The organism is Kluyvera fluvialis (assembly GCF_059725275.1).
The window spans coordinates 1,519,236-1,542,319 of sequence record NZ_AP046142.1 but is presented as its reverse complement, the minus strand read 5'-3'; the positions used below and the strand labels follow the sequence as shown (position 1 = coordinate 1,542,319).

Genomic DNA, 23,084 nt, shown 5'->3' with positions numbered 1-23,084 from the left:
ATGCCGTTCAATTTATTAAGCACAGACGCCATGTCTGATTTAACCAGGAATTGACTATGTCTGATAAACACTGGTCTAAGATGGAGTATCTTCATCAAACGGTTACGAATCCCAATATCCATATTAAAGGGACTCACAGTTATTATAGCGACTGCTGGGATAATGGTTTTGAACGTTCCGTAGTACGATATTTGCTGGGTGATGAGGTCAGTAAAGAGTGGCCGCCTCTTGGCGATCTGGATCAATTAATTATCGGCAATTTCGTCTGTATCGGCGCCGAAAGCGTAATTCTGATGGGCGGCAATAGTACGCACCGAATGGACTGGATTAGCCTTTATCCTTTTATGGAATCAATAAAAGAGGCTTATCAACCTCGCGGGAATACGGTTCTGGGGGACGGTTGCTGGTTGGGAATGCGTTCGATGATTATGCCCGGTGTTATTGTTGGCGAAGGGGCAGTCGTTGCCGCTGGATCCGTTGTCACAAAAGAGGTTCCCCCTTATGCCGTGGTCGGCGGCAATCCGGCGAAAATAATAAAATACCGTTTTTCACCACAAGATATTGCCCGAATAATATCATTGAATTTGTACCAACTGCCCGAAGAGACGTTAATTCAGCTTCAGTCTCTGTTGTCGTCCGGTGATATTTCAGCGCTGGAATCAATGCTTTCGCCATCGTGACAGTATCGGATGGCGCAACGCTTATCCGGCCTACGAGTAGGCCGGATAAGGCGTTAGCCGCCATCAGGCACTGCGCCATATATCAAAACGTTAATTCGGTTTCCAACAGCGTCAGAATGTCTTGTGCGTCCTGTGCCGCAAACAATCCCTGACGGAATTGCTTATTCACCAGTTTGCGCGCCAGTTGCGAAAAGACTTTCACGTGGTTGATGCCCTCATCCGCGCCCAGCGTCAGCATAATGACCAGTTCAACCTCGCCCATCTCTGACTGCCAGTCAATCGGCTGCGTCAGGCGGGCGATACTGATGCTGGAGTGGCGTATCCATTGGGATTTGGTATGCGGAATCGCCACGCCAAAACCAACCGCCGTGGTGACAATCTCCTCGCGTTGCCAGACGTCTTCTTCCAGCTCGAACGGATGTTCAGTACGCCCATTCACACCAAGATTGCCGCACAGGAACTGAATCACCTGTTCTTTGTTACTAAGCGGTTCACCGACAAAGATATTCTCCAGCGCCAGAAGCGGGCGAACATCTTTTTCCGGCGTAAATTGATTCAGCAGCCCTTCTATCTCCTGCGCACTCCGGCATTCGCAGGCCTGCAAAGCAAGCTCACGACAGGCTTGCGAGTCCAACTGGCGAAGCTGACTTTTCACCGCCGGAATACGCGGGCTACTCATGCTAAGTTCATCCAGCCCAAGACCGATAAGCAGCGGCAGATAGCGGCTTTCACCGCCCAATTCGCCACAAATACCAACCCATTTACCACGGTTATGCGCAACGGTGACAATCTGTTGCAGCATCCGCAGGAACGACGGTGTAATCGGGTTATACAACGGTGACACTCGCGGGTTATTACGGTCAACGGCGTACAGATACTGCGTCATATCGTTGGAGCCAATACTGAAGAAATCCACCTCATCGCAGAAATGGTCGATGATGTAACAGACCGACGGCACTTCCACCATAATCCCTAGTGGAATAGCATCAGCATGGCGTAACCCCTCTGTTTTCAGCTCAGCGATTGCTTTTTGTAGCTCATTTTTGACCCACAAAATCTGATCGAGACTGTGCACCATTGGGATCATTAATTGCGCGTTACCGAATGTGGCGGCGCGCAAAATCGCCCGTAGTTGGCTGCGGAACAGCCCAGCAAACTCAGGATAAATACGCACAGCACGGTAACCGAGGAACGGGTTCTCTTCTTGCGGAATATTGAGGTAAGGAATGTTTTTATCACCGCCAATATCCATCGTGCGGAAGATAACGGGTTTATCTTCCGCCGCCAGCAGCACCTGCTGGTAGGCCTCAAACTGCTCCTGTTCGTCCGGCGCACTGTCTCTGTCCATAAACAGCATTTCGGTACGGAATAACCCAACGCCCTCCGCCCCGTTAGCGAATGCGCCGGGCGCTTCCAGTGCAGTACCAATATTGGCTGCAATATCAATGCGCTGATTATCTTTCGTCCACGCCAGTTGCGCGGCATCGCGCGCCTGTTGCTGCTGGCGTTTCGCCGCCAGTTTCTGCGCAATGTCGTAATAGCCGCTCACCGCCGCCGTCGGGCTAATGGCTAATACGCCACACTGCGCATCCAATACCGCAGGCTGCCCGGCATAGCGGCTAATCGCTTCCAGCGGCAAGCCGCTCAGTACGGGTATCGCCGACGCCCGAGCCAAAATCAGGGTATGCGACGTGCGCCCAGTTTTCTCCAGAATCATGCCAGAGAGATGCTGCAAATCGAGGCCTAAAAACTGGCTGGGAGTGAGGTCTTCCGCAACCAAAATTGTCGGCTGCTTTAGTACCAGCGCGGTGCGCGGATGCCACTCAGGCCAGGTAATATGCAGCAGTTGTTCGCTGATATCGCGAATATCGCTGACCCGCTCACGCAGATAATCGCTGGCAGAGGCCAGCAGTTTGTCACATACCTGTTCCATATTGGTGATGATGGCATCACCGAGGCCTTTCTGCTGCCCAGCCATCAGCCGCCGAATATTACCCGCAAATTCATCGTCCTGAATCAGCGATAAATGGGCGCTGAGAATAGTTTTACTCTCGCCGTCGCGCTCGCGAAGCTGCTGGTTAAGCTGTTCCGCAAGCGTTGCCAGGCTGTGCTCCAGCCGCGTATTGTCCTCCGCACTGGCTGGAATTGCGCGGTAGCTCTCAAGGTTGTCACTCTGCCACAGCATCAGTTGACCGGCCCCGACACCGCTTGCCAACACATTGCCATACAGCAAATCAGGGTTTAGCCGAATCAGTGAACGCGGCAACGGGTGCGCCGCCATTTCTGCCGCCGTGGGCTGCACACTGTCACTATCAATAAAGCGATGCTGGAGATACTCCTCCAGCGCACGCCGCGCCTGTTCTTCATCACTGCCGGTGATGTTCAGGCTACAGCTATCATTAAACAACGTGCCCGTGCCTATCAGCGCCAGCGAACTTTTCGCATCTGCTCGCGTGTTCTGCCGATGGTTGATAAAAATGACGTCACTTTGCCACTGGCTGCACTGTTCTTTCAGCTCCCACGCGGGGCGCGCGTGAAGCCCATTGGGCAGCGGGCAAAGAAATTGAATGGTTAGCATAGCAACTCCTGTTGGCGCGAAATCAACACCTGAAATCCGTCAGATAAGCCACGGTTTCGCACGTAAGATAGGTAAGAAGCGCCGACAACAGAGCTTCGGTTTGCGCAATATCACCGCAATCGGCAATCGAGGCGGCGCAGTGCCCGTGACGGGTCGCAGGGCCAATCACCACCGTAGGGATGCCGGTTCCGCTCACATGCACCGCTCCGCCGTCGGTTCCGCCATTGCTGAACATATCCAGTTGCAAAGGGATCCCCATTTCGGCGGCAATATCTTCAATCCAGGCGGTCAGTTTCGGCGGGGCAATCAACGATTTATCACTGAGTACCAGCATTGGCCCTTTACCAAGCTGCCGGTGATTTGCCGCGCCATAGTCAAAGTTTTTCGCCCAACAGGCGGTATCCAACACAATCGCGATATCCGGCGCAACCGCACGTGCCGCCGTTTGTCCACCGCGTAGCCCAACTTCTTCGCTGGAACTGGCCACCAGCCAGACTTCAGCAGGCAGTTCCGCCGAGTGCCATTCCCGCAACAGCGCCACCAGCAAATAACAGCCGAGGCGGTCATCAAAGGCTTTGCCCATCACCCGCTGGTGCGGCAAAACCTGAAAAGAGGTATCAAACGTCACGCGATCGCCGGGGCGAATGCCCGCCTGAATCACTTCGTCATACGACCGCGCGCCAATATCAACACGCAGCGCGCCCACATCATTGCCATTGCGTTCGCCGTCCAACAGGCCGGGAATTTTGCTCTCCTCGCGCGTGGTAATGCGCACCGGCTGAAGCTGACGGGCAGCCATTCGGACATTGCCCACCGGCAGGACGTCTATAGCCCCTTCGCCAGAAATACTGCGCACCATAAAACCGACTTCATCCATGTGCGCGCAGACCATCACTTTGGGGCCGCCCGATTCATTTAAGCGGATCATCACCGATCCCAGACCATCAAAGCGCACTTCTTTATGCAGCCGATCCGCTTCTTCGACTAAGATCTGCCGGACTTCTTGTTCTGAAGAGGCGATCGCATCTGCCTCACTCAAGGCTTTTAGTAGCGCTAAATCCATGATGCCTCTCCCGTGTGTAACAATGTTTTTGCCATGCTGTAGAGCACTTCCCCGCCCTGCGGGGTAACTAACACCACGTCTTCAATGCGCACGCCACCCTGCCCCGGCAGATAGATGCCCGGTTCAACGGTGAGCAGCATTCCCGTCGCCAGCGGCGTGGTATCCGTTGGTGAAAAACGCGGGTCTTCATGCACGTCAATCCCAATGGCATGCCCGGTGTTATGGCTAAACGCGTCGCCGTAGCCCGCCGCCTCAATCACCTGACGCGCGACAGCGTCCACGTCCTGACAACGAACGCCTGGGCGAATGGCGGCAACAGCGGCCAACTGTGCCTCAAGCACGATTTGATAGACCGCCGTCAGTTCCGGGTCTTCCGGTTTTTCCGCTCCAGCCACCAAAAATGTGCGCGTCATATCGGAGCAATAGCCCTGGTACTGCGCACCAAAATCCAGGGTAATCAGCTCACCTGCCGCCACCGTTTTATCGCTGGCTTTGCCATGCGGTAGCGCACCGCGCCAGCCGCTGGCGACGATGGTGTCAAAAGCGGCTTTTTCCGCCCCAAGCGTGTGCATAAACCACTCCAGCTCAGCGGCTATTTCTCGCTCACTCTGGCCTGGCTGAATAAAGCGGCGGATATGTTCGGCGCTGGCGTCAGCAATCTGACAGGCCTGCCGAATGTGGGCGATCTCCTCTGCCGTTTTGATTTGCCGCAGTGGTTCCAGCGACGCGCTAACCAGCGTCGTCTGGAGTGTTTTCTGCCACTGGCTGGCGCTATTCCAGCTCACGTGCGAGCCTTCAAAACCCACCGTGCACAGGTTTTCCTCGCTGATAAGCTGATTAACAATATCCGCCAGCGTCTGTTTAGCGCTTAATAAATGCAGCCGATAGCCATTTGCCCGTGCGGCGATATCGGCGTAGTAACGCCCGTCCACCAGAATATGCGCGCTTTCGCGCGCCACCAGCACATACCCCGAAGCGGTGGAAAGCCCCAGATGCGCTTGTTTATTCTGGCGCGACGAAATCAGTACCGCATCCAGCCGCTGTTCCACCAGCCATTGCCGAATTGATGCCAGTAACGTCATGATCTTCGTCCTTATTATTAGAGGCTTTCAATCAGCAGTTTGCCACGGCGGTACATCATGTTACGCAGGAACACCACCATCAGCGCCGTGATGACCGCACCGAGCAAAATCCCCGCCATATAGACGCCGAGGTTGCTGACCAGCGGCCATGCCCAAATAGCAGATTCCGGGAACCACTGCACTGCGCCCAGCCAGACGGCGGTCGTCGAGCCGACAATCGCCCCCACCATATAAGAAGGAATGGCGGTAATCGGGCTTTCTAAAGCAAAAGGAATCGCCCCTTCGCTGATGCCCATAAACGCGAGAAACATCGCGGTTTTGCCCTGCGGATAAAGCTGCGCGCTGAACAGGCGTTTGCCGGTTAAGCGTTTGTCGATAAGCGTTGCCAGGCCGAGGCCAATCGGCGGAATAACGATGGCAATCGAACGCGCGGTGACGGGGAGTACGTGGTCGGTGGTAAAGCTAAAGGCCACAAAACCCGCCGCTTTGTTGATAGGGCCGCCCAGGTCAATCGCCGTCGCAGCGGCAATCCCCAGCGCGTACATCAAGGCGCCTTTTTCTCCGGCAGCCGTCAGCAAGGTACGAATACCGCCGTTTATCCAGCCGCCGAACGGGGTTATCACGTAATACATCGCCAGCATGACAAAAATGGCGGAGAGGATCGGCAGCAGAAAGGTGGTTTTAAATGCCAGCAGGAAATCGGGCAGTTGGATTTTTTGGTTCATCCACTTCACCAGATACCCCGCCACAATAGAAATAATCAGCGCACCAATAAAAGTAGAAGGCACAGGCGCGGTGGTGATCCATTGCAGGCTGCTGGGGTCAAAATTCAGCAACTGCGTAGGCTGGGTGGACATCAGGCCGCCGATAAACCCAGCGGGAAATGCCAGCTTACCGCCGATAGAGTTAGCGACAAACGCCGCAAACATAGGGATGGCAAAGCCAAACAGTACACCGCCGAAAGATTGCGAGAGCCAGGCAAATTTGAGGAGGGAGAGATCAACCCCCTCAAATTTTCCGCTGTTCAGCGCATCCATGATGCCGATATCGGCGGGTATGTCTAGCCAGCTGTAGGCGAGCAGCTGCGAAAAGGCGAGGATCACCCCGCCCATGATTAACGTCGGTACCATCCGCGAAATACCCGACATGACATGCTGCGGTAATTCACTCCAGAAACTGATACTGGAAGGCTGAGTTTTTTTTATTGCCGCTGCCGCACCGGATGCGCCAGGCACAACAGTTGCACTGCGTTTTTTAATCGCCATATCTGTACCCCTGTTAACTATTATTATTGTTGTTCGGCGGCAATCATCTCTTCGATATCTTTGATAATGCCGGCGGCATTTTTAATGGCATCCTGTAACGTAATTTCATACACATCACGTGATTCAAAACGCTCGTTGTCTTCCGGTGTTACCGCAACAGAGTGGATAATCATTGTCGCTTCGGCGATATCCTGCGCCGTGAGGCGATTTTGAATACCGTCTGCGCCCTGGGTTTCAATCTTCACTTCATAGCCCGCTTCAATCGCCGCTTCTTCCAGCGCCTGCGCGGCCATAAAGGTGTGCGCCAGCCCCATTGGACATGCACAAACTGCAATCAATTTTTTGCTCATAACCGATTCCTCGTGATAGTTGATGAGGCGAATTATGGCGGCGGGAACCGATACAGCGTTACCAGACAAATAATGCTTATACTGGACAAACAATGCCGTTAAGTGGAAGTGTGACGAGCGTCAGAATGGGCATACAACAGGCGAAAAAAAACCGCGCTCAATACGCGGCTTTATGCGGATAATGGCCTGATGGCACTACGTTTATCAGGCCTACAGAGTGAATACCGTTACAGAATGTGCCCCAGCGTCTGGCGCAGATGCGCGCCGGAGCCGAGCAGGCCTGGATTGTCATGGACAATCAGATACACCGGAATGCTGTGAACGTAATCTTTAAAGCGGCCTTTATCTTCAAAACCGCCACGGAAACCGGAGGCTTTAAAGAATTCGAGGAAGCGCGGCACAATACCGCCCGCAATATATACGCCGCCAAACGTGCCCAGCGTTAAAGCCAGGTCGCCGCCGAAACGGCCCAGAATGACGCAGAACAGTGACAACGCACGACGGCAGTCGGTGCAGGTGTCCGCCAGCGCGCGTTCGGTAATATCTTTAGGTTTGTAGTTTTCCGGCAGGCGATTGTCGGCTTTGACGATAGCGCGATACAAATTCACCAGCCCAGGGCCAGAAAGCACACGCTCTGCCGACACGTGGCCGATTTCTTCGCGCAGTACCTCAAGAATGATCCCTTCTTCTTCACTGTTCGGCGCAAAATCGACGTGGCCGCCTTCGCCCGGCAAGCTGACCCAGCGCTTATCAACATGCACCAGATGCGCCACGCCCAATCCCGTGCCCGCGCCGTATACGGCGATCGGTTTACCCTCAATCGGATCGTTACCGCCGAACTGGATCAGATGCTCTTTTTTCAGCATCGGGATAGCCATCGAGACAGCAGTAAAATCGTTTATGATTTCCAGGTGGGCAAAGCCGAGATTCTTTTTCATTTCGGCAATCGAGAAGGCCCAGGTATGGTTGGTCATCGCCACCCAGTCACCGGTAATGGGGCAGGCAATCGCGATACAGCCGTCTTCAACCGACACGTTATGCTCATCGAGATAGACACGAACAACAGCTTCCAGGCTTGGGTAGTCCAGTCCAGAATAGGTTTTGGCCTGCGAAATTTCACCGCTGGCAATATCGCACAATGCCAGACGCGCATTTGTGCCCCCCACATCCCCTACTAAAGCAAACTTTGTCATTCCTTTACGGCTCCGCTGAAGTCAGAATAAATCTTTGCCACACTGTAAATTCAAGGCGCTTTAACAACAATGACGTTTGCGTGAGTGCCCCAGTATTATCGATCCCGGTCACATTTTTTGCCTGTTTTTTGTCGCCATCTCCAGAGATGAACGCCACCAGCGGTATCGTTTCAGCCCGACTTCCCGTGCGCAAAAATACAGAGAGTGGCGAAATTCGCCACTCTCGTAGTACCTGACATTCCGCTTAATGGCCGCTGTTACGCGCCTCCAGCGATTGCGTAACGGCTTTCAGCAGCGGCGGAATATCCATTTTCGGCAGGATCACTTCCAGCAGTGTGAGCTTATCGCCCCGCGCCGCGCGCGCTAGCGCATCGTTAAACTGTGCGCCGTTGCTTACCTTCCAGCACTCGGCCTGGCAATCCAGGTTGAGCGCTTGCGGCAGTTGCGTCCAGTTCCACAGGCTGATGTCGTTATAACGCTGTTCTGGCCCGTGAATCGCCCGCTCCACCGTATAACCTTCATTATTCAGCAATAAAATCAGTGGCCTTTGCCCGTCACGTAGCATCGAGCTTAGCTCCTGAATGGTGAGCTGCGCTGCACCGTCGCCAATCACCAGCACCACCCGTCGGTCTGGCTGCGACGTTTGCGCACCGAATGCAGCAGGCAGCGTGTAGCCAATTGAGCCCCACAACGGCTGTACGATTAAACTTGCGCCCGGCGGCAATGTGAGCGCGGCAATACCAAATGCCGCCGTCCCCTGGTCGGCGAGCACAATATCGTGCGGCTGGAGGGATTTTTCCAGCGTTTGCCAGAAAAGGCGCTGGGTTAGCTCGCTTCCGTCCGCCTTCAGCGGCGGCACACCTCGCTGCGGTGACGTTTGCCACTGCGACGCAAATTCCTGGCTAAGTGTGATGAGTGCCTCTGTGGCCTCGTGTATTCCAATCCCACTAAACCAACGCTCGCCAACTCGCGAAGCAAATGGCTGAATTTCAATAGATTTTTCGGTGGCAATGTGATGAGTAAAACCGGCGGTGATGGTATCGGTAAAATGCGTGCCGATGCAGACAATGGCCTCGGCATTTTCTATCGCTTCACGCGTTTGCGGCAGGCTCGCCCCACCGCTGTATGTTCCAACAAAGCCCTGCTGTTGCTCATCAAACAGCCCTTTCGCCATCAGCAACGTAGCGTGAGGAATCGGTAAATCCGCCATCCACTGGTTTAATCTCGCCTGTAGCCCAAAACGCAGCGCCAGAACATCCGCCAGTAGCGAAACACGGCGGCAAGATTGCAGCAGTGCGCGGGCGTGTTTAATAAATTGGGCTAGCTGGGCGGAATCTGAATGATTCGCCAGCGCAGTGGGAGCGTTTACAGGCCGAGTTGTGGGGAGCGACGCCACATCGGCGGGTAACAGCAGATATCCAGGACGTTTATGCCGATAGATTTCACGCAGTACCCGGTCAATTTCATCACAGGCGTTACGCGCATCCAGCACCCCTTGCGCAACCGAAACAGGCGCGCTCATCTGGCGGAAGTGGTCAAAATTTCCATCACCCAGCGTGTGGTGCACACATTCATGGCGCAACTGGGAACCGGTGCTGGGGGCGCCAACGATATGCAACACCGGCACGTGTTCGGCAAAACTGCCCGCCACGCCGTTCAGCGCACTTAACTCCCCTACGCCGTAAGTGGTCAAGAGTGCCCCGCCGCCTTGCATCCGCGCGTAGCCATCGGCGGCATAAGCGGCGTTAAGCTCATTAGTACAGCCTACCCAACGGACGCTGCGGTGCGCGATCACATGGTCCAGAAACTGAAGATTGTAGTCCCCGGGAACCCCAAACAGATGGTCGATGCCGTAGTCGGCAAGACGGTCGAGCAAATAGTCGGCAATAGTATAAGACGCTGACATGGCACACCTCCTCTGGTCGTTCGTTCTTTTGAGTATCGAAGAAGTGTTAAGGCTGTCCAGGAATAGCGAGAAAGTCTGCTGGAAAGCTAATTTTACAGATTTCAACAGTGTACGAGTCAATGGACATTGGTTAGTGTAAGCGTATACACACCCGGATATTCTGGAGGATACCAATGGTTTACCAGGCAAGACCGACGCGTTATGACACCATGACGTTCCAGCGCTGCGGCAACAGCGGCCTTAAGCTGCCTGCCGTTTCGCTGGGGCTTTGGCACAATTTTGGTGATGAAACGCAGGTCGAAAACAGCCGCCAGTTGCTGCACCACGCGTTTGATCTCGGTATAACCCATTTCGATTTAGCCAATAACTATGGCCCACCGCCAGGTTCTGCTGAGAGCAATTTTGGCCGTATTCTGCGTGAAGATTTCCTCCCGTATCGCGACGAGCTGGTTATTTCTAGTAAGGCGGGTTACACCATGTGGGACGGCCCATACGGCGATTGGGGTTCTCGCAAGTATCTGATTTCCAGCCTTGATCAGAGCCTGAAACGGATGGGCATTGAGTACGTGGATATCTTTTACCATCACCGACCAGACCCTGAAACACCGCTGCTGGAAACCATGCGTGCGTTGGATCATATCGTGCGCCAGGGCAAAGCGCTGTATGTTGGGCTTTCCAACTATCCGGCGGATCTGGCGCGGCAAGCGATTGCCATCCTCAACGATCTCGGTACGCCGTGCCTTATCCACCAGCCGAAGTATTCGATGCTGGAACGTGCGCCAGAGGACGGCTTGCTTGATGTACTGCAACAAGAAGGCGTCGGCTGTATTGCTTTCTCACCACTGGCCGGTGGGCAACTGACTGACCGTTATCTGCACGGTATTCCGGCGGATTCACGCGCGGCAAGCAACAGTATTTTCCTCAAGCCAGATCAGTTGACCGAGGGGAAAATTGACGCGGTGCGCCAGCTTAATCTGCTGGCAGAGCAGCGCGGGCAGAAGCTCTCACAAATGGCGCTGGCATGGGTATTACGCCAACGCGCGGTGACGTCGGTGTTGATTGGGGCCAGTAAAATTGCCCAGTTGGATGATGCGGTCGGTATGCTTCACAACCGCCATTTCAGCCCGCAAGAGTGCGCGGAAATCGACCGTATCTTGAACGGGATAAAATAACCGCACAATTAACAAAAAATGCTCTCTCCTGACGATTTAAGAGTTAAACCAATAATTCGGGGCGTTACTGAATTGTAATATTGCGTTAACAGGCCTGACTGGCCACGATCGTATAGGAGAGAAGTATGTTCAGGTCACTGATTCTGGCGGCAGTGTTGATGGCATCGGCCCCGATGTTCGCGAATGCTGGTGAAATCACCCTGCTGCCATCCGTAAAATTACAAATTGGCGATCGCGATAATCACGGTAACTACTGGGACGGCGGTCGCTGGCGTGACCGTGACTACTGGCATCGCCATTGGTATCGCCACGACAACGGCTGGCATCGCGGTTGGAATAAACACAACGCCTATGAACGCGGCTACCGCGATGGCTGGGGCGATCGTCGCGATCATGGTCACAAACATGGGCGCGGTCATGATCGTGGACACGGTCGCGGACATCATTAACCCTACAGATATTGCAGAACCGCAGGCCTGATAAGCGTAGCGCCATCAGGCTTTATGTCACTCTCTGCCGGATGGCGGCGATGCCTTATCCGGCCTACAGATATTGCGAAACCGCAGGCCTGATAAGCGCAGCGCCATCAGGCTTTGTGCACTCTCTGCCGGATGGCGGCGATGCCTTATCCGGCCTACAGATATTGCGAAACCGTAGGCCTGATAAGCGCAGCGCCATCAGGCTTTGTGCACTCCCTGCCGGATGGCTGCGATGCCTTATACGGCCTACAGATATTGCGAAACCGTAGGCCTGATAAGCGCAGCGCCATCAGGCTTTGTGCACTCCCTGCCGGATGGCGGTGTTGCCTTATCCGGCCTACAGATGCGTAGCGCCATAGGTCTGGCTCTTTTTTATGGTCAAATCCTGCGCTTCTGATTTACCACTATTTGCCCTTGAGCAAAAAAATCCTGCCAGTATCTTAGCATTAAGATATTTCACGTCAGGATTAACATAATGAATGCTAATTTTAAAAATGAAATTCAGACATTCGGTCGTTCACTCTTATTACCTATCGCGGTTCTCGCTCCTGTCGGTATGGTTATGGGAATTAGCTCTGCATTAGGCCAGAGCTATATGATCGAAAAACTGCCTTTTTTAGGTAATGATATTTTCAAAGCGGTTTTATCTTCTCTCGGTTTAATTAGCAGTGTGGTTTTCAATAATATTCCATTGTTATTTGCAATGGGTGTTGCCTACGGCATGTCGAAAAAAGAAAAAGGCATTGCAGTTTTTGCCTCGGTGGTCGCGTATTTAACGCTGCTAATTGCCATGCACGTTCATCTTAAACTTGCCGGAGCGCTCGCCAAAGGTGACCTTTCACTGGTAGGCCAGGGAATGGTGCTCGGGATACAAACGCTAAAAATTGAAGCTCTGGGCGGGATTATCGCTGGCCTGCTGGCGGCCAAAATCACCGACCGTTTCTATCGCCTTCAGCTACCGTTAGCCTTTGCTTTCTTTAGCGGCAAGAAATCGGTGGCGATTTTAGCCATCGCCTTTGCCATTCCTGTTGGGCTGATAATCCCCTTCATCTGGGATCTCTTTACCGCCGGGATGCGCGCGGTGTCGACGATTATGATGGCACCGAATATCGGCGCGGGCATTTATATGACGCTTAACCGTCTGTTAATTCCCTTTGGCCTGCACCATGTCTTAAGCTCGACCGTGCGCTTTACCGCAGCGGGTGGCACATATCTGATCGACGGGCAAACCTACGTCGGAATTCTACCGGCGATGAACAAAATCCTCTTTGAACTTGGGCCATCACATCCTGCCTGGAAAGAGTACATGCCAACGCTGACCAGCTATCTTGCGTCCTCACAGATGCTGACCACTCTGTTCCGCGTTCCGGCGATTGGCCTGGCGATGTATCACATGGCGTATTTCAAAAATAAGAAATTTGCCAAAGGGATGATTCTCACCGTTGTGTTGACGGCCATGCTCGGTAATATTACTGAACCGTTGGAATTCTCCTTCCTGTTTATTGCGCCAAAACTGTTTATTATCTATGCGGTGCTGTGTGGTTTACTCACCATTCCATTGCAACTGCTCGATGTGTCCATCGGCTATATTCGAGGAACCGTTTTCGACTTCGGTATTTTCGGCCTGATGTACGAAAATACTCACTGGGTAAATTTAATCCTGCTGGGCATTGTTAACTTTGTGGTCTTCTATTTCGTGTTCCGCTTTGCGATTAACAAATTCGATATTAAAACGCCGGGGCGTGAAAGTGATATTGCCGACAGCACCCTGCTGAATAATAAAGAGTATGACAAAGTTGCCGAGATGGTTATTCAAGGCCTGGGAGGCAAAGATAATATCAAACGTGTCGAAAACTGCGTCTCTCGTCTGCGTATTGATTTGCAGGATCAGAAGAAAATTAATATGGACGTTATCAAAGAATCCGGCTCGCTGGGGACGTTTATTCCCTCCAGCAACCATGTCCATGTGGTCTTCGGCCCGCATGTAGAATTTGTCCGCAACGCGGTAGATGACCGCCTTGCCGGCGCGAAATAAGCTCAAGGAGGCGGAAATGCGCGCACTGTATGATTCAAAAAGTAAGACGATTGACGATCGTGGCATGAAAGCGCTGCTTAGCCAGCAGGCGCGAGTGCAATCGTGGTTGGATGTTGAAGCGGCGCTGGCGCTGGCTCAGGCCGAACATGGAATGATCCCGGCTAGCGCGGCGCAAAATATCGCTGCTAACTGCCAGGTTGACCGTATCGATTTAGCTGAAATGGAGCGCCTGCTGCGCGAAATTGGCCACGGTTTTGTGCCTGTTATCAAAGTGCTGGTAAAAGCCTGCGACAGTGAAAGCGGTAAATATGTGCACTATGGCGTGACAACGCAGAATATTCAGCAAACCGCACAATTGTACCTGGCGAAGCAATTTAACGTCCTGATGCAGGGTTTCGTCAGCGATATCTTGCGTAATCTGGCGCAGATGGCGAAGCGGCATCACGCTACGCTGATGGCCGGGCGCACTCACGGCAAACACGCGCTGCCCATTACCTGGGGCTATAAAGCCGCTGTATGGATTGATGAATTACTCAGCGCGCAAGAGCGAATGCAGGAAGCCGAGAAACGCGTGTTTACCGTCATGATGGGCGGTGCGGTTGGCGCATTCCACGCCACCGGCGAAACGGGGCGACAGGTACAAGAGAGCGTCGCCCAAAAACTGGGGATGCGCGCGATGGCGATTCCGTCGCGTAACTCTCGCGTCTATCGCACCGAATACATCAGCAATTTATGTCTGCTGGCCACCACATTGCACAAAATTGCAGAAGAGGTTTATCAGACCTCCAGCGAAGAGTTTGCCGAGGTTTCCGAAGCCTTTACCAAAGGCACTGTCGGCAGTAGCACCATGCCGCAGAAAGTGAACCCTAAACTGGCGAAAGGCATTATCGGCAATGCGCAAAAACTCTACTCTGTGCTGACATCCAGCCTGTACGTAAGCCCGCGCCCGTTTGAAGCAGACAGCTCGGCCTACTTTATTTTCGACGGCAATATTCAAGAGAGCATGGAGTGTATTGCAGAAATCGTCATGCGCGCCGAGGAGTTGACCCGCACGCTGGTCATCAATGCTGAACGTATGCAGCACAATGTTCACCTCACCCACGGGCTTATCAACAGCGAAAAAATTATGATGCAGTTGGTGGAGAAACTGGGGAAAGATGCCGCGCACGAGCGCGTTTATCATTTGGCGATGCGCAGTACCCATGAGGGAATTCCCTACGCCGAGGTGCTGCGCAACGATCCGATCATTCGCCAGCACTTTAACGATGCCGAAATCGAGGCGTTAATCGACCCGGCCCACTACACCGGCCTGTGTTCGACCATCGCCCTGGAGACTGCCGCGCGCGTGCTGGGGGATAATCATGGCTGATGCGCTGCTCTCTTTCGCCAGCCAGCGCATCGTGACGCCGGACAGTATTCAGTCCGGCTATCTGCACGTTGAGCACGGCAAGATTGTCGGCCTTGACGATGCGCCGCGCGGCCGCGTTATCGATTATGGTGATGCGATGCTGATGCCGGGTTTTGTCGATATCCACGTCCACGGCTGGGGGCGCGGTTCCTTTGCCTGGAAAGGCGAGCGAAATTCTTTACGTGCCATGAGCCAGGATTTAGTGAACGCCGGTGTCACCGCCTGGCTGGCGACGTCTGCCACCCAGCCGGATGAATTCTTGCTGGATAGCCTCGCCACCGCCGCCGAATGGATTGCCGATGCAACGCCAGAAGATGGCGCTGAAGCCGTGGGGATTCATATGGAAGGCCCCTATATCAACCCGAAATTCATCGGGATGCAGCGCCTCGACAGTGTGCAATCTCCAAGTATCGAGGGCTTCGAGCGCTATCAACGTGCCGCGCGTCAGCAGGTCCGGTTGATGACGCTGGCTCCCGAGTTACCGGGGGCACTGACGTTAATTCGCCATCTTCATCAATCGGGCATCACCATTTCCGCTGGTCATACGGATGCCACCTTTGATGAAATTACACAAGCCATTGACGCTGGGCTGAACCACTTTACCCACGCCTTTAGCGCCATGCGTGGGCTGCACCACCGCGAACCCGGCGTTGTCGGCGCGATGATGTATTATCAGGACACGTTCGCCGAAGTTGCCAAACAGAGCGGCATCACCCTGCGCCCGGAAGTGTTCGATATTCTGTATCGCCTGAAAACAGACCGTCGGCTGGTGATGATGAGTGATTGTCTTGGCTACGTTGACTTCCCTGAAGGCTTTGAATTTCACCACTATCTGCGTCAGGAAACGTTCCGCATCCACCAGCACGCCCTTGAAATTACCGACTGCCACGGCTGTAAGCGCACCGTCACGCCCGATAACTGGCCTGAAGTGCGGAAACTGGAGATGAGTTTTCTCGACTCGGTGAAAAACGTGGTGAACCGTCTGGAAAACGGCTGGGTGTCGGCTGCGCAAATTGCCTGCCTTAATCCGGCTATTCTGGCGGGCGTTGCCGAGCGGAAAGGCAGCCTGACGGTGGGGAAAGACGCGGATATTTTGGTGCTTGATAACGCGCAGAATTTACACGCCGTGTGGTGTCGCGGCGTCCAGCAGACACTGGCTAAATAAAGAGGTCGCCATACTGCTGTTCAAGAAACGTTTTTAACACCTCCTGGCTCATGCCATTGACCTGTCGAACGAATGTATCGACAGGTATTTTTTTGCGCGCTGGGCTTAGCCCATGCTCGCGCAGCAACTGGAAATCATCCTGCGTCAGATAAAAATTCACTTTAACGTAGCTCAGTTGCGCATGGCGAAGGTGGCTGGATATTTTATTGGTGAAGGTAATCAGCAAATCAAAATCCTGCAACTGGAGTCGGGCGATTTCATTGATATTGACGCAGGCCAGAATATCAATATGAAAACGCGACAGCAGTACCTCTTTAAAATACCCCACTTTGCTCTCGGACGAGTTGGTCACGATAATGACCCGTTTTTTCGGGTCGCTGACGACTCGGTTTTTCAGCTCATGCTTTTTAATTATCAGCACCAGCGTTGCCAGGTGAATGGCGGAGAATGGCGTTTGCCAGCGGGCTTCAATCTCTTTTAGCGCCGTCTGGACATGATGCCAAAGCTCAGGATAACGCCGCTGAACGTCATGCAATTTTTTATCATCGAACCACAGATGAAATTTATTCTGAATAATCGCCGCATAAATAAAGTTATAAATCTCGGCATACCAGGCGTTCGCGTTGTGTACCATGGCGCTCAGGCAGCCGGATAACATATCGCAGGCTCGCTTGACGTGCCCGGCGAGCGTCGCGTCGTAGAGCGTGAAGGGGCGATGGGTAAAGGTCAACGACGCTATCAGCATATCCAGACAGTTGTTTTCATCCTGAGAATCCAGCACCTGATACGGAAACGTGGTCAGGAAGTTGACCATTTGGCTGTCGGTTATTCTCTGCCCGCGCTGAATACGGTGCAGCGCCAGGCTCAGATACACCAACAGGTATTTACGGCCATTATAACCAAGGCGAATAACTGGGCTGACAACGCGCGCGTAATACGCTGCTGCGCTTTTTATCTCGACCGCGCATTCGGACAGAAACTGCTCGGCAATCGAGCGGTTGATCGGTTCATTGGCCTGATGGGCAATAAGCTGATTATCGCTGCCAATCTCCACGGTTTTCAAAATGGCGTTACAGGCCGCAACCCGCAAACGAAATTCATCGCCAACCAACTGCGAACCCCGGCGGGGAATGCTCACAAGTGTTAATCCGCAGCCCTGAACCCGGCGCAGCATCACTGGATTATCGTTTTTTACCGTCCCGGCGCTGACGTAGAATTTTTTGTAGTACTCGTTTTTATTGACCACATTCTGTAAGCACAGCGCAACAAAGAGATCCTGCACGCGCTCTTCGGCGGTGGTCAGATAGCGGTTAAAGTGCACACGCTGGAGGAACTGGATATAGTCGCTGTAGCCAATGCGGGTAGTAATAAACTGGTTATCCTGGTGAAGCTGGACGTTTTCCGGCAACAGTTCATTAAGCTCTTTCATCGTTCGCTTCAGCGTTGAAAGCGTTTTGCCAAAACGCAGCACCGCGCGGTCGACTGCCAGAGGGCTGTTATCCTGAAGGTATTTTAAGAATGAGAGATCGAAATGGTTCATGAACGTTCGCTGATGTTTAATGCCAAACTCAGCGTAACGCAAAAGACAAAATGAAACCGTGACCTGTAGCGAGTCACGGTATGTCAATTACAAATCCAGCAGTGTGCCGACCAACAGCCAACCGTTCAAGGTAACCACTATCGCGACGATCACCCAGCCGATACGTTTGATCCACTGCGTGTTAACCAGTTCGCCCATCAATTGGCGGTTGCTGGTGAAAATCAACAGCGGAACCAGCGCCAGCGCGATACCAAAACTAAGCAGCACTTGGCTCATCACCAGGATGCGCGTCGGGTCTAGCCCTATCAGGATAACCACAAACGACGGCAGCATCGTCACCGTTCGGCGGAACCAGAGCGGAATATGGAAGCGAATAAAGCCCTGCATAACCACCTGCCCTGCCAGCGTGCCAACCACCGTTGAAGATAGCCCCGCCGCAATCAGGCTCAGACCGAAAACGGTCGCCGCCGCATGGCTCAACAAGGGTTCAAGAGTCAGATACGCCTGATCCAAATCGGCAATCCCGGTGTACCCGTTGAAATGGAAAGCCGCTGCGGCGGTTGCCATCATCGCCAGGTTCACGAAGCCGGCGATGGTCATCGCAATCCCCACATCCCAGCGCGTGGCGTGGTAGCGCTCTTTCGCGCTGCCGCCATGCAAATGCTGCGTCAGCGACGAGTGCAGGTAGATGACGTGCGGCATAATGGTCGCCCCCAGAACACCCGCCGCGAGGAATACCGCTTCAGAGTTCGGCAGCTCGGGTAAAATCATCCCTTTTGCCAGCGGTGCGAGCTGCGGCTGAGAGAAAATCAGCTCGACGATATAAGCCGCCGCCACAAACAGCAACAGCCCGCCGATCACTTTTTCCAGCGGCTTTTGACCACGACGCTGGAGCATCAGGATTAAGAAAGTCGCAATCCCGGTCAGCACCGCGCCCTGAAGCAGCGAGATGCCAAAAATCAACTTAAAGCCAATCGCCGCCCCGATAAATTCTGCCAGGTCGGTCGCCATAGCGATAATTTCTGCCTGCACCCAGTAAAACCAGACCACCGGACGCGGGTAATGGTCACGAATTTGCTCCGCCAGGTTTTTCCCGGTCGCAATCCCCAGTTTGGCCGACAGCAACTGAATCAACATCGCCATCAGGTTTGCCCATACCACCACCCACAGCAGTTGATAGCCGAAGCTCGCCCCCGCCTGAATATTGGTCGCAAAGTTACCGGGATCGATATACCCGATCGCGGCAATAAATGCCGGCCCCATCAGCGCCAACCTCATACGGCGCGCTGCTCGACTGCTGTTATTCTCAACGCGACTGTTGCTCATTCTTTGCCTCAAAAACATAGCCTTTGCTATGTTTCATGCTAACAAAATGAGAATGATTATCAAGTTCATTTGTGAGAGATGATAATAATTGCTCTGATAGCCGGAACCGTTAGCAAGACTGGAGGTTGGGGAAGTTTGGTATACGCTTAAGGAGAGAGTAGTACAACACGGAAACTTTTCATACATTTACTTAACATCACAAAAATGTATCGTTGATCACTATTTTTGAGTTTGCTCACAGGTTCTAAATATAGTGAGAGACAGATCTCGTTTTATTTAACCATGTTACATAGAATGTGCACGAAAATTTAACCCGTCTCATGTTTGGAGCAAATATGGACCGCGTCTTGCATTTTGTTCTCGCGCTTGTAGTGGTAGCGATCCTGGCCTTGTTGGTCAGTTCCAACCGCAAACAGATCCGCGTTCGTTACGTTATTCAATTACTTGTCATCGAAGTGCTGTTGGCATGGTTCTTCCTGAACTCTGATGTCGGTCTGGGCTTTGTTCGAGGCTTCTCCGAGATGTTCGAAAAACTTCTCGGCTTTGCTAACGAAGGCACCAACTTCGTCTTCGGTAGCATGAACGACAAAGGTCTGGCGTTCTTCTTCCTGAAGGTGCTGTGCCCTATCGTCTTCATCTCTGCACTTATCGGTATTTTGCAGCACATCCGTATTCTGCCTATCGTCATTCGCGCGATTGGTACGGTGCTGTCGAAAGTTAACGGCATGGGCAAACTGGAATCCTTCAACGCCGTCAGCTCTCTGATCCTCGGCCAGTCTGAGAACTTTATCGCCTATAAAGACATCCTCGGTAAAATGTCCCGTAACCGCATGTACACCATGGCGGCAACGGCGATGTCTACCGTTTCGATGTCTATCGTTGGCGCATACATGACCATGCTGGAGCCAAAATATGTTGTTGCGGCGCTGGTTCTGAACATGTTCAGCACCTTTATCGTGCTGTCGCTCATCAACCCGTATCAGGTTGACGCGAGCGAAGACAACATTCAGATGGCAAGCCTGCACGAAGGTCAGAGCTTCTTTGAAATGCTGGGTGAATACATTCTGGCAGGCTTCAAAGTTGCGATTATCGTTGCCGCCATGCTGATCGGCTTTATCGCCCTGATCGCCGCACTGAACGCCCTGTTCGCCACGGTGACGGGTTGGTTTGGTTACAGCATCTCCTTCCAGGGTATTTTGGGCTACATCTTCTATCCAGTTGCATGGATTATGGGTGTTCCAGCCAGCGAAGCCTTGCAAGTAGGGAGTATTATGGCGACCAAACTGGTGTCTAACGAATTCGTTGCCATGATGGATCTGCAAAAAGTTGCCGCTGACCTGTCTCCGCGCGCAGTGGGCATCATTTCTGTCTTCCTGGTCTCCTTCGCTAACTTCTCCTCTATCGGTATTATCGCTGGTGCGATTAAAGGCCTGAACGAAGAGCAAGGTAACGTTGTTTCTCGCTTCGGCCTGAAACTGGTTTACGGTTCTACGCTGGTGAGTGTGCTGTCTGCCTCTATCGCCGCGCTGGTTCTGTAATCCCCTTCATTAAAAAAGGGCCGGTAACTGTGTTACCGGCCCTTTCCTTTTAGGCTTCCGTTTCGTAGCCAATTTCACACAGTGGCCGAGGTTTATCAATCAGATAACCCTGCATGTAATGCACCCCCAGGCTTGCCAACAGCGTTTGTTGCTCGGGTGTTTCGACATACTCCGCCACCACGGCCAGATTCCGCACTTTCGCCAACTCGCAGATAGAACGAATGATCATCGCATCCATTGGGTCAGTCAGGACATCACGCACAAAACAGCCATCAATCTTGATAATATCGGCTTCCAGACGTTTGAGGCGCTCATAGTTGGCGTAGCCAGTACCGAAGTCATCGATGGCAATCTGGCAGCCAAAACGACGTAACTGCTGAATATTTTTGATGCTGATATCCGAGTTGGAAAACGCCTGCTCCTCGGTAATTTCAATGATAATGCGCCAGACACTGACCTGATATTGGCGGAACAGGGCGATAATTTCCGCCGCGCTTTCGGTTTGCATCAAGGTGTATGGCATCAAATTGACCGAGAAACGCTGCTCCGGGAACGCCGCCAGCGACTGGAATAACTGCTCAAGCACGAGCATGTCAAAGCGCTGGCTAAGGTTAAACTGCGTCAGGACAGGGATAAATTTATCGGGCATTACCATGCCGTTCGTATCCACCAGGCGGGTGAGAATTTCGTAATACCCTTCTCCCGACGTTTTTCTAATCGGCTGCGCGTAAAGCACAAAACCTTGTCCATTGAGCGCACTTTTAATACGGTTGAGTAGCACGACCTGTTCACTGGTTTGGTCAAAGGCTTCAGCATGGCCGTTATCGAGATTCAGGATCTGGCTCCCCTCACCGGCTTGCTCCGCCAGCCAACTCAACTGCCCTAGCATATGGTGTAGGTTATCGTCCTGAGCGCGTATCTGCCCCCACGAGATGCCGTATTCCAGGTTCATCACCGTATTATTCCAGCGAATGTCCTGACGACGCAGGAAGTCAACCAGGGAGGTCAGGCGAGCTTCAGTCTCCGGCCCCTTTAGCACTAACAACAGTTCATTACCCGGCAGTTGAAAGAGTTTTTCGTCTTTGTACAACATCGGCTGTAGCACTTGAGTGATTACGCGTTTGCACTGAATACGCATCATCATGCCGTAATGGCGGCTAAGAAAATCGAGGTTTTTGATATGCATACAGCAAACATTCACCGAGCCGGTTTTCAGCAGATACTCCTCCAACGCACGCAGATTTGGTAAACCGGTCAGCGGATCAAGCATTGCCTGTTCCTGCCATTTAGACTTCAACCGGCGGCTGTGGTTGTAGATTTGCAACATGTACAGCAGGCATACGGTAAAAGAGATAAGCGACGAAAGAATGAACGCCAGCGAGTATTGCGTTTGAATGCCGTGCAGGAAATTCTTGTTGTACATCACCAGTACGAAGACCGACAAACTCCATGTCAGAATAATAAGTGGATAGGCCAACTGGCTGATGCCCAAGGAGAAAAATATAAATATTGTCGGGACCAGATACCCCGCAAAGTAATAATCACCAAATGGCGCGCACAAGAAAAACAACATGCATACTAGCCCTACGAACCAGCCAGTAATAAACAATCTATTTTTTAGCCCAGTATTACTTACAATATTTTTATACCAGAAGGTTTTGGCATAATGCGGATTAAGACACATCCGCAATAGATAATAGAATAGTTTAGTAAAAATTAACGATGCACAGACCAACCCTTGAATATCAACAATGGTATAGATCGTTGATGTTATATTAAAATAACTGAACATTGGCGGTGGGATAGTAATAATCCAACCCACAATATACATCATAACCTTAGCCAGTATCGGAGCCATAAACCCAAGCAAAAATACATGTAAGAACATGTTTTTCATAGCTAAACCATGCCGCCAGCGTCGTCCTAATTTGTAGCGTAGAATCAGGCTACAAATGCACACCGCCGCAAGCTGACAGAATAATATTGCTAATGAGTAAAATGGTGACAGATGTAATTGCCAATAATTCGCAACCGTAAATCCAATGGCTAACGGTAATATAGCGTGGCGACCAAATAGCATGACTAATGCAATGATGACAGCAAGTGGTAACCATGTCAGATAAACCGAGTGTCCCTCATAATATATCGTTGGTGAGATATATCGAGAAAACGGTATCGCTACCAGGCTCATAATCAGAACGAGGTAAAATTTTTTTATTGGAGTAGCCCGTTTGGCAGTCATGCGTATCAGCCGATATCCTTTATCGTACGTAGAGTGACTGTCTGAATATTATTGCCAGTAAT

Annotated in this window: 18 protein-coding genes; 7 read left to right on the top strand and 11 right to left on the bottom strand. The window is 52.4% G+C overall.

Going from position 1 to position 23,084, the window contains the following annotated elements:
- Positions 1-56: 56 nt before the first annotated feature.
- Positions 57-680 carry a CatB-related O-acetyltransferase gene (locus tag AC6I4B_RS07425; RefSeq protein ID WP_497770678.1) on the top strand — a complete coding sequence of 208 codons (624 nt, stop codon included), beginning with the start codon at positions 57-59 and terminating at the stop codon, positions 678-680.
- An 82-nt stretch (positions 681-762) separates the two neighbouring features.
- On the opposite strand, the gene ptsP is transcribed toward AC6I4B_RS07425, so the two are convergent.
- From ptsP to AC6I4B_RS07390, 7 genes are all read right to left on the bottom strand, one after another.
- Complete coding sequence (ptsP, locus tag AC6I4B_RS07420; RefSeq protein ID WP_497770677.1) at positions 763-3,258, bottom strand: phosphoenolpyruvate--protein phosphotransferase; 2,496 nt, start codon at positions 3,256-3,258, stop codon at positions 763-765.
- Positions 3,259-3,280: 22 nt separating this feature from the next.
- Positions 3,281-4,321: an aminopeptidase gene (gene ypdE, locus AC6I4B_RS07415; RefSeq protein WP_497770675.1), complete on the bottom strand. Its 1,041-nt coding sequence runs from the start codon at positions 4,319-4,321 to the stop codon at positions 3,281-3,283.
- Positions 4,312-5,403 carry an aminopeptidase gene (ypdF, locus tag AC6I4B_RS07410; RefSeq protein WP_497770674.1) on the bottom strand — a complete coding sequence of 364 codons (1,092 nt, stop codon included), beginning with the start codon at positions 5,401-5,403 and terminating at the stop codon, positions 4,312-4,314. Before ypdF ends, ypdE begins: the two co-directional genes overlap by 10 nt.
- Positions 5,404-5,420: 17 nt before the next feature.
- On the bottom strand, positions 5,421-6,668 hold the full coding sequence (locus AC6I4B_RS07405) for a PTS fructose transporter subunit IIC (protein ID WP_497770672.1): 1,248 nt from the start codon (positions 6,666-6,668) through the stop codon (positions 5,421-5,423).
- A 23-nt stretch (positions 6,669-6,691) separates the two neighbouring features.
- Entirely contained in the window at positions 6,692-7,018 is a 327-nt protein-coding gene (locus AC6I4B_RS07400; RefSeq protein WP_497770670.1) for a PTS fructose transporter subunit IIB, read from the bottom strand.
- A gap of 227 nt (positions 7,019-7,245) precedes the next feature.
- Positions 7,246-8,211, bottom strand: coding sequence for a glucokinase (glk, locus tag AC6I4B_RS07395; protein ID WP_497770669.1), 966 nt, complete (start codon positions 8,209-8,211; stop codon positions 7,246-7,248).
- A gap of 244 nt (positions 8,212-8,455) precedes the next feature.
- Positions 8,456-10,117 (bottom strand): alpha-keto acid decarboxylase family protein, encoded by a 1,662-nt coding sequence (locus tag AC6I4B_RS07390; protein ID WP_497770667.1) that lies wholly within the window; start codon positions 10,115-10,117, stop codon positions 8,456-8,458.
- 173 nt (positions 10,118-10,290) lie between these two features.
- On the opposite strand from AC6I4B_RS07390, the gene AC6I4B_RS07385 reads away from it, so the two are divergent.
- The 5 genes from AC6I4B_RS07385 to AC6I4B_RS07365 all read left to right on the top strand — a co-directional run bounded on the left by AC6I4B_RS07385 (position 10,291) and on the right by AC6I4B_RS07365 (position 16,376).
- Positions 10,291-11,289: an aldo/keto reductase gene (locus AC6I4B_RS07385; protein WP_497770665.1), complete on the top strand. Its 999-nt coding sequence runs from the start codon at positions 10,291-10,293 to the stop codon at positions 11,287-11,289.
- Positions 11,290-11,414: 125 nt separating this feature from the next.
- Entirely contained in the window at positions 11,415-11,738 is a 324-nt protein-coding gene (locus tag AC6I4B_RS07380; RefSeq protein WP_497770664.1) for a DUF2502 domain-containing protein, read from the top strand.
- 505 nt (positions 11,739-12,243) lie between these two features.
- On the top strand, positions 12,244-13,803 hold the full coding sequence (locus AC6I4B_RS07375; protein ID WP_497770663.1) for a PTS transporter subunit EIIC: 1,560 nt from the start codon (positions 12,244-12,246) through the stop codon (positions 13,801-13,803).
- A 16-nt stretch (positions 13,804-13,819) separates the two neighbouring features.
- Positions 13,820-15,172, top strand: a complete 1,353-nt coding sequence (locus AC6I4B_RS07370; RefSeq protein ID WP_497770661.1) for a class-II fumarase/aspartase family protein — start codon at positions 13,820-13,822, stop codon at positions 15,170-15,172.
- Positions 15,165-16,376, top strand: a complete 1,212-nt coding sequence (locus AC6I4B_RS07365) for an N-acetylglucosamine-6-phosphate deacetylase (protein ID WP_497770660.1) — start codon at positions 15,165-15,167, stop codon at positions 16,374-16,376. Before AC6I4B_RS07370 ends, AC6I4B_RS07365 begins: the two co-directional genes overlap by 8 nt.
- Here the strand turns inward: AC6I4B_RS07365 and AC6I4B_RS07360 are convergent.
- The 3 genes from AC6I4B_RS07360 to AC6I4B_RS07350 all read right to left on the bottom strand — a co-directional run bounded on the left by AC6I4B_RS07360 (position 16,369) and on the right by AC6I4B_RS07350 (position 19,279).
- Positions 16,369-17,916, bottom strand: a complete 1,548-nt coding sequence (locus tag AC6I4B_RS07360; protein ID WP_497770659.1) for a BglG family transcription antiterminator — start codon at positions 17,914-17,916, stop codon at positions 16,369-16,371. The two genes, AC6I4B_RS07365 and AC6I4B_RS07360, sit on opposite strands and share 8 nt — an antisense overlap.
- 87 nt (positions 17,917-18,003) lie before the next feature.
- Positions 18,004-19,242 carry an Nramp family divalent metal transporter gene (locus tag AC6I4B_RS07355; protein ID WP_497770658.1) on the bottom strand — a complete coding sequence of 413 codons (1,239 nt, stop codon included), beginning with the start codon at positions 19,240-19,242 and terminating at the stop codon, positions 18,004-18,006.
- On the bottom strand, positions 19,223-19,279 hold the full coding sequence (locus AC6I4B_RS07350; RefSeq protein ID WP_497772055.1) for a hypothetical protein: 57 nt from the start codon (positions 19,277-19,279) through the stop codon (positions 19,223-19,225). The genes AC6I4B_RS07355 and AC6I4B_RS07350 overlap by 20 nt, the downstream gene beginning before the upstream one ends.
- A gap of 298 nt (positions 19,280-19,577) precedes the next feature.
- Between AC6I4B_RS07350 and nupC the strand changes: the two genes are divergently transcribed.
- Positions 19,578-20,780: a nucleoside permease NupC gene (nupC, locus tag AC6I4B_RS07345; RefSeq protein ID WP_497770656.1), complete on the top strand. Its 1,203-nt coding sequence runs from the start codon at positions 19,578-19,580 to the stop codon at positions 20,778-20,780.
- 49 nt (positions 20,781-20,829) lie between these two features.
- On the opposite strand, the gene AC6I4B_RS07340 is transcribed toward nupC, so the two are convergent.
- On the bottom strand, positions 20,830-22,971 hold the full coding sequence (locus tag AC6I4B_RS07340; RefSeq protein WP_497770655.1) for an EAL domain-containing protein: 2,142 nt from the start codon (positions 22,969-22,971) through the stop codon (positions 20,830-20,832).
- Positions 22,972-23,084 lie beyond the last annotated feature (113 nt).

Bases quoted from the DNA above. Each gene is read 5' to 3' on its own strand.
- AC6I4B_RS07340 (WP_497770655.1), bottom strand. From the start codon at position 22,971: ATGAGCCTGGTAGCGATACCGTTTTCTCGATATATCTCACCAACGATA.
- AC6I4B_RS07355 (WP_497770658.1), bottom strand. From the start codon at position 19,242: ATGAGCAACAGTCGCGTTGAGAATAACAGCAGTCGAGCAGCGCGCCGT.
- AC6I4B_RS07375 (WP_497770663.1), top strand. From the start codon at position 12,244: ATGAATGCTAATTTTAAAAATGAAATTCAGACATTCGGTCGTTCACTC.
- AC6I4B_RS07425 (WP_497770678.1), top strand. From the start codon at position 57: ATGTCTGATAAACACTGGTCTAAGATGGAGTATCTTCATCAAACGGTT.
- ypdF (WP_497770674.1), bottom strand. From the start codon at position 5,403: ATGACGTTACTGGCATCAATTCGGCAATGGCTGGTGGAACAGCGGCTG.
- AC6I4B_RS07385 (WP_497770665.1), top strand. From the start codon at position 10,291: ATGGTTTACCAGGCAAGACCGACGCGTTATGACACCATGACGTTCCAG.
- AC6I4B_RS07405 (WP_497770672.1), bottom strand. From the start codon at position 6,668: ATGGCGATTAAAAAACGCAGTGCAACTGTTGTGCCTGGCGCATCCGGT.
- ptsP (WP_497770677.1), bottom strand. From the start codon at position 3,258: ATGCTAACCATTCAATTTCTTTGCCCGCTGCCCAATGGGCTTCACGCG.
- AC6I4B_RS07390 (WP_497770667.1), bottom strand. From the start codon at position 10,117: ATGTCAGCGTCTTATACTATTGCCGACTATTTGCTCGACCGTCTTGCC.
- AC6I4B_RS07380 (WP_497770664.1), top strand. From the start codon at position 11,415: ATGTTCAGGTCACTGATTCTGGCGGCAGTGTTGATGGCATCGGCCCCG.
- AC6I4B_RS07370 (WP_497770661.1), top strand. From the start codon at position 13,820: ATGCGCGCACTGTATGATTCAAAAAGTAAGACGATTGACGATCGTGGC.
- ypdE (WP_497770675.1), bottom strand. From the start codon at position 4,321: ATGGATTTAGCGCTACTAAAAGCCTTGAGTGAGGCAGATGCGATCGCC.
- AC6I4B_RS07400 (WP_497770670.1), bottom strand. From the start codon at position 7,018: ATGAGCAAAAAATTGATTGCAGTTTGTGCATGTCCAATGGGGCTGGCG.
- glk (WP_497770669.1), bottom strand. From the start codon at position 8,211: ATGACAAAGTTTGCTTTAGTAGGGGATGTGGGGGGCACAAATGCGCGT.
- nupC (WP_497770656.1), top strand. From the start codon at position 19,578: ATGGACCGCGTCTTGCATTTTGTTCTCGCGCTTGTAGTGGTAGCGATC.
- AC6I4B_RS07365 (WP_497770660.1), top strand. From the start codon at position 15,165: ATGGCTGATGCGCTGCTCTCTTTCGCCAGCCAGCGCATCGTGACGCCG.
- AC6I4B_RS07360 (WP_497770659.1), bottom strand. From the start codon at position 17,916: ATGAACCATTTCGATCTCTCATTCTTAAAATACCTTCAGGATAACAGC.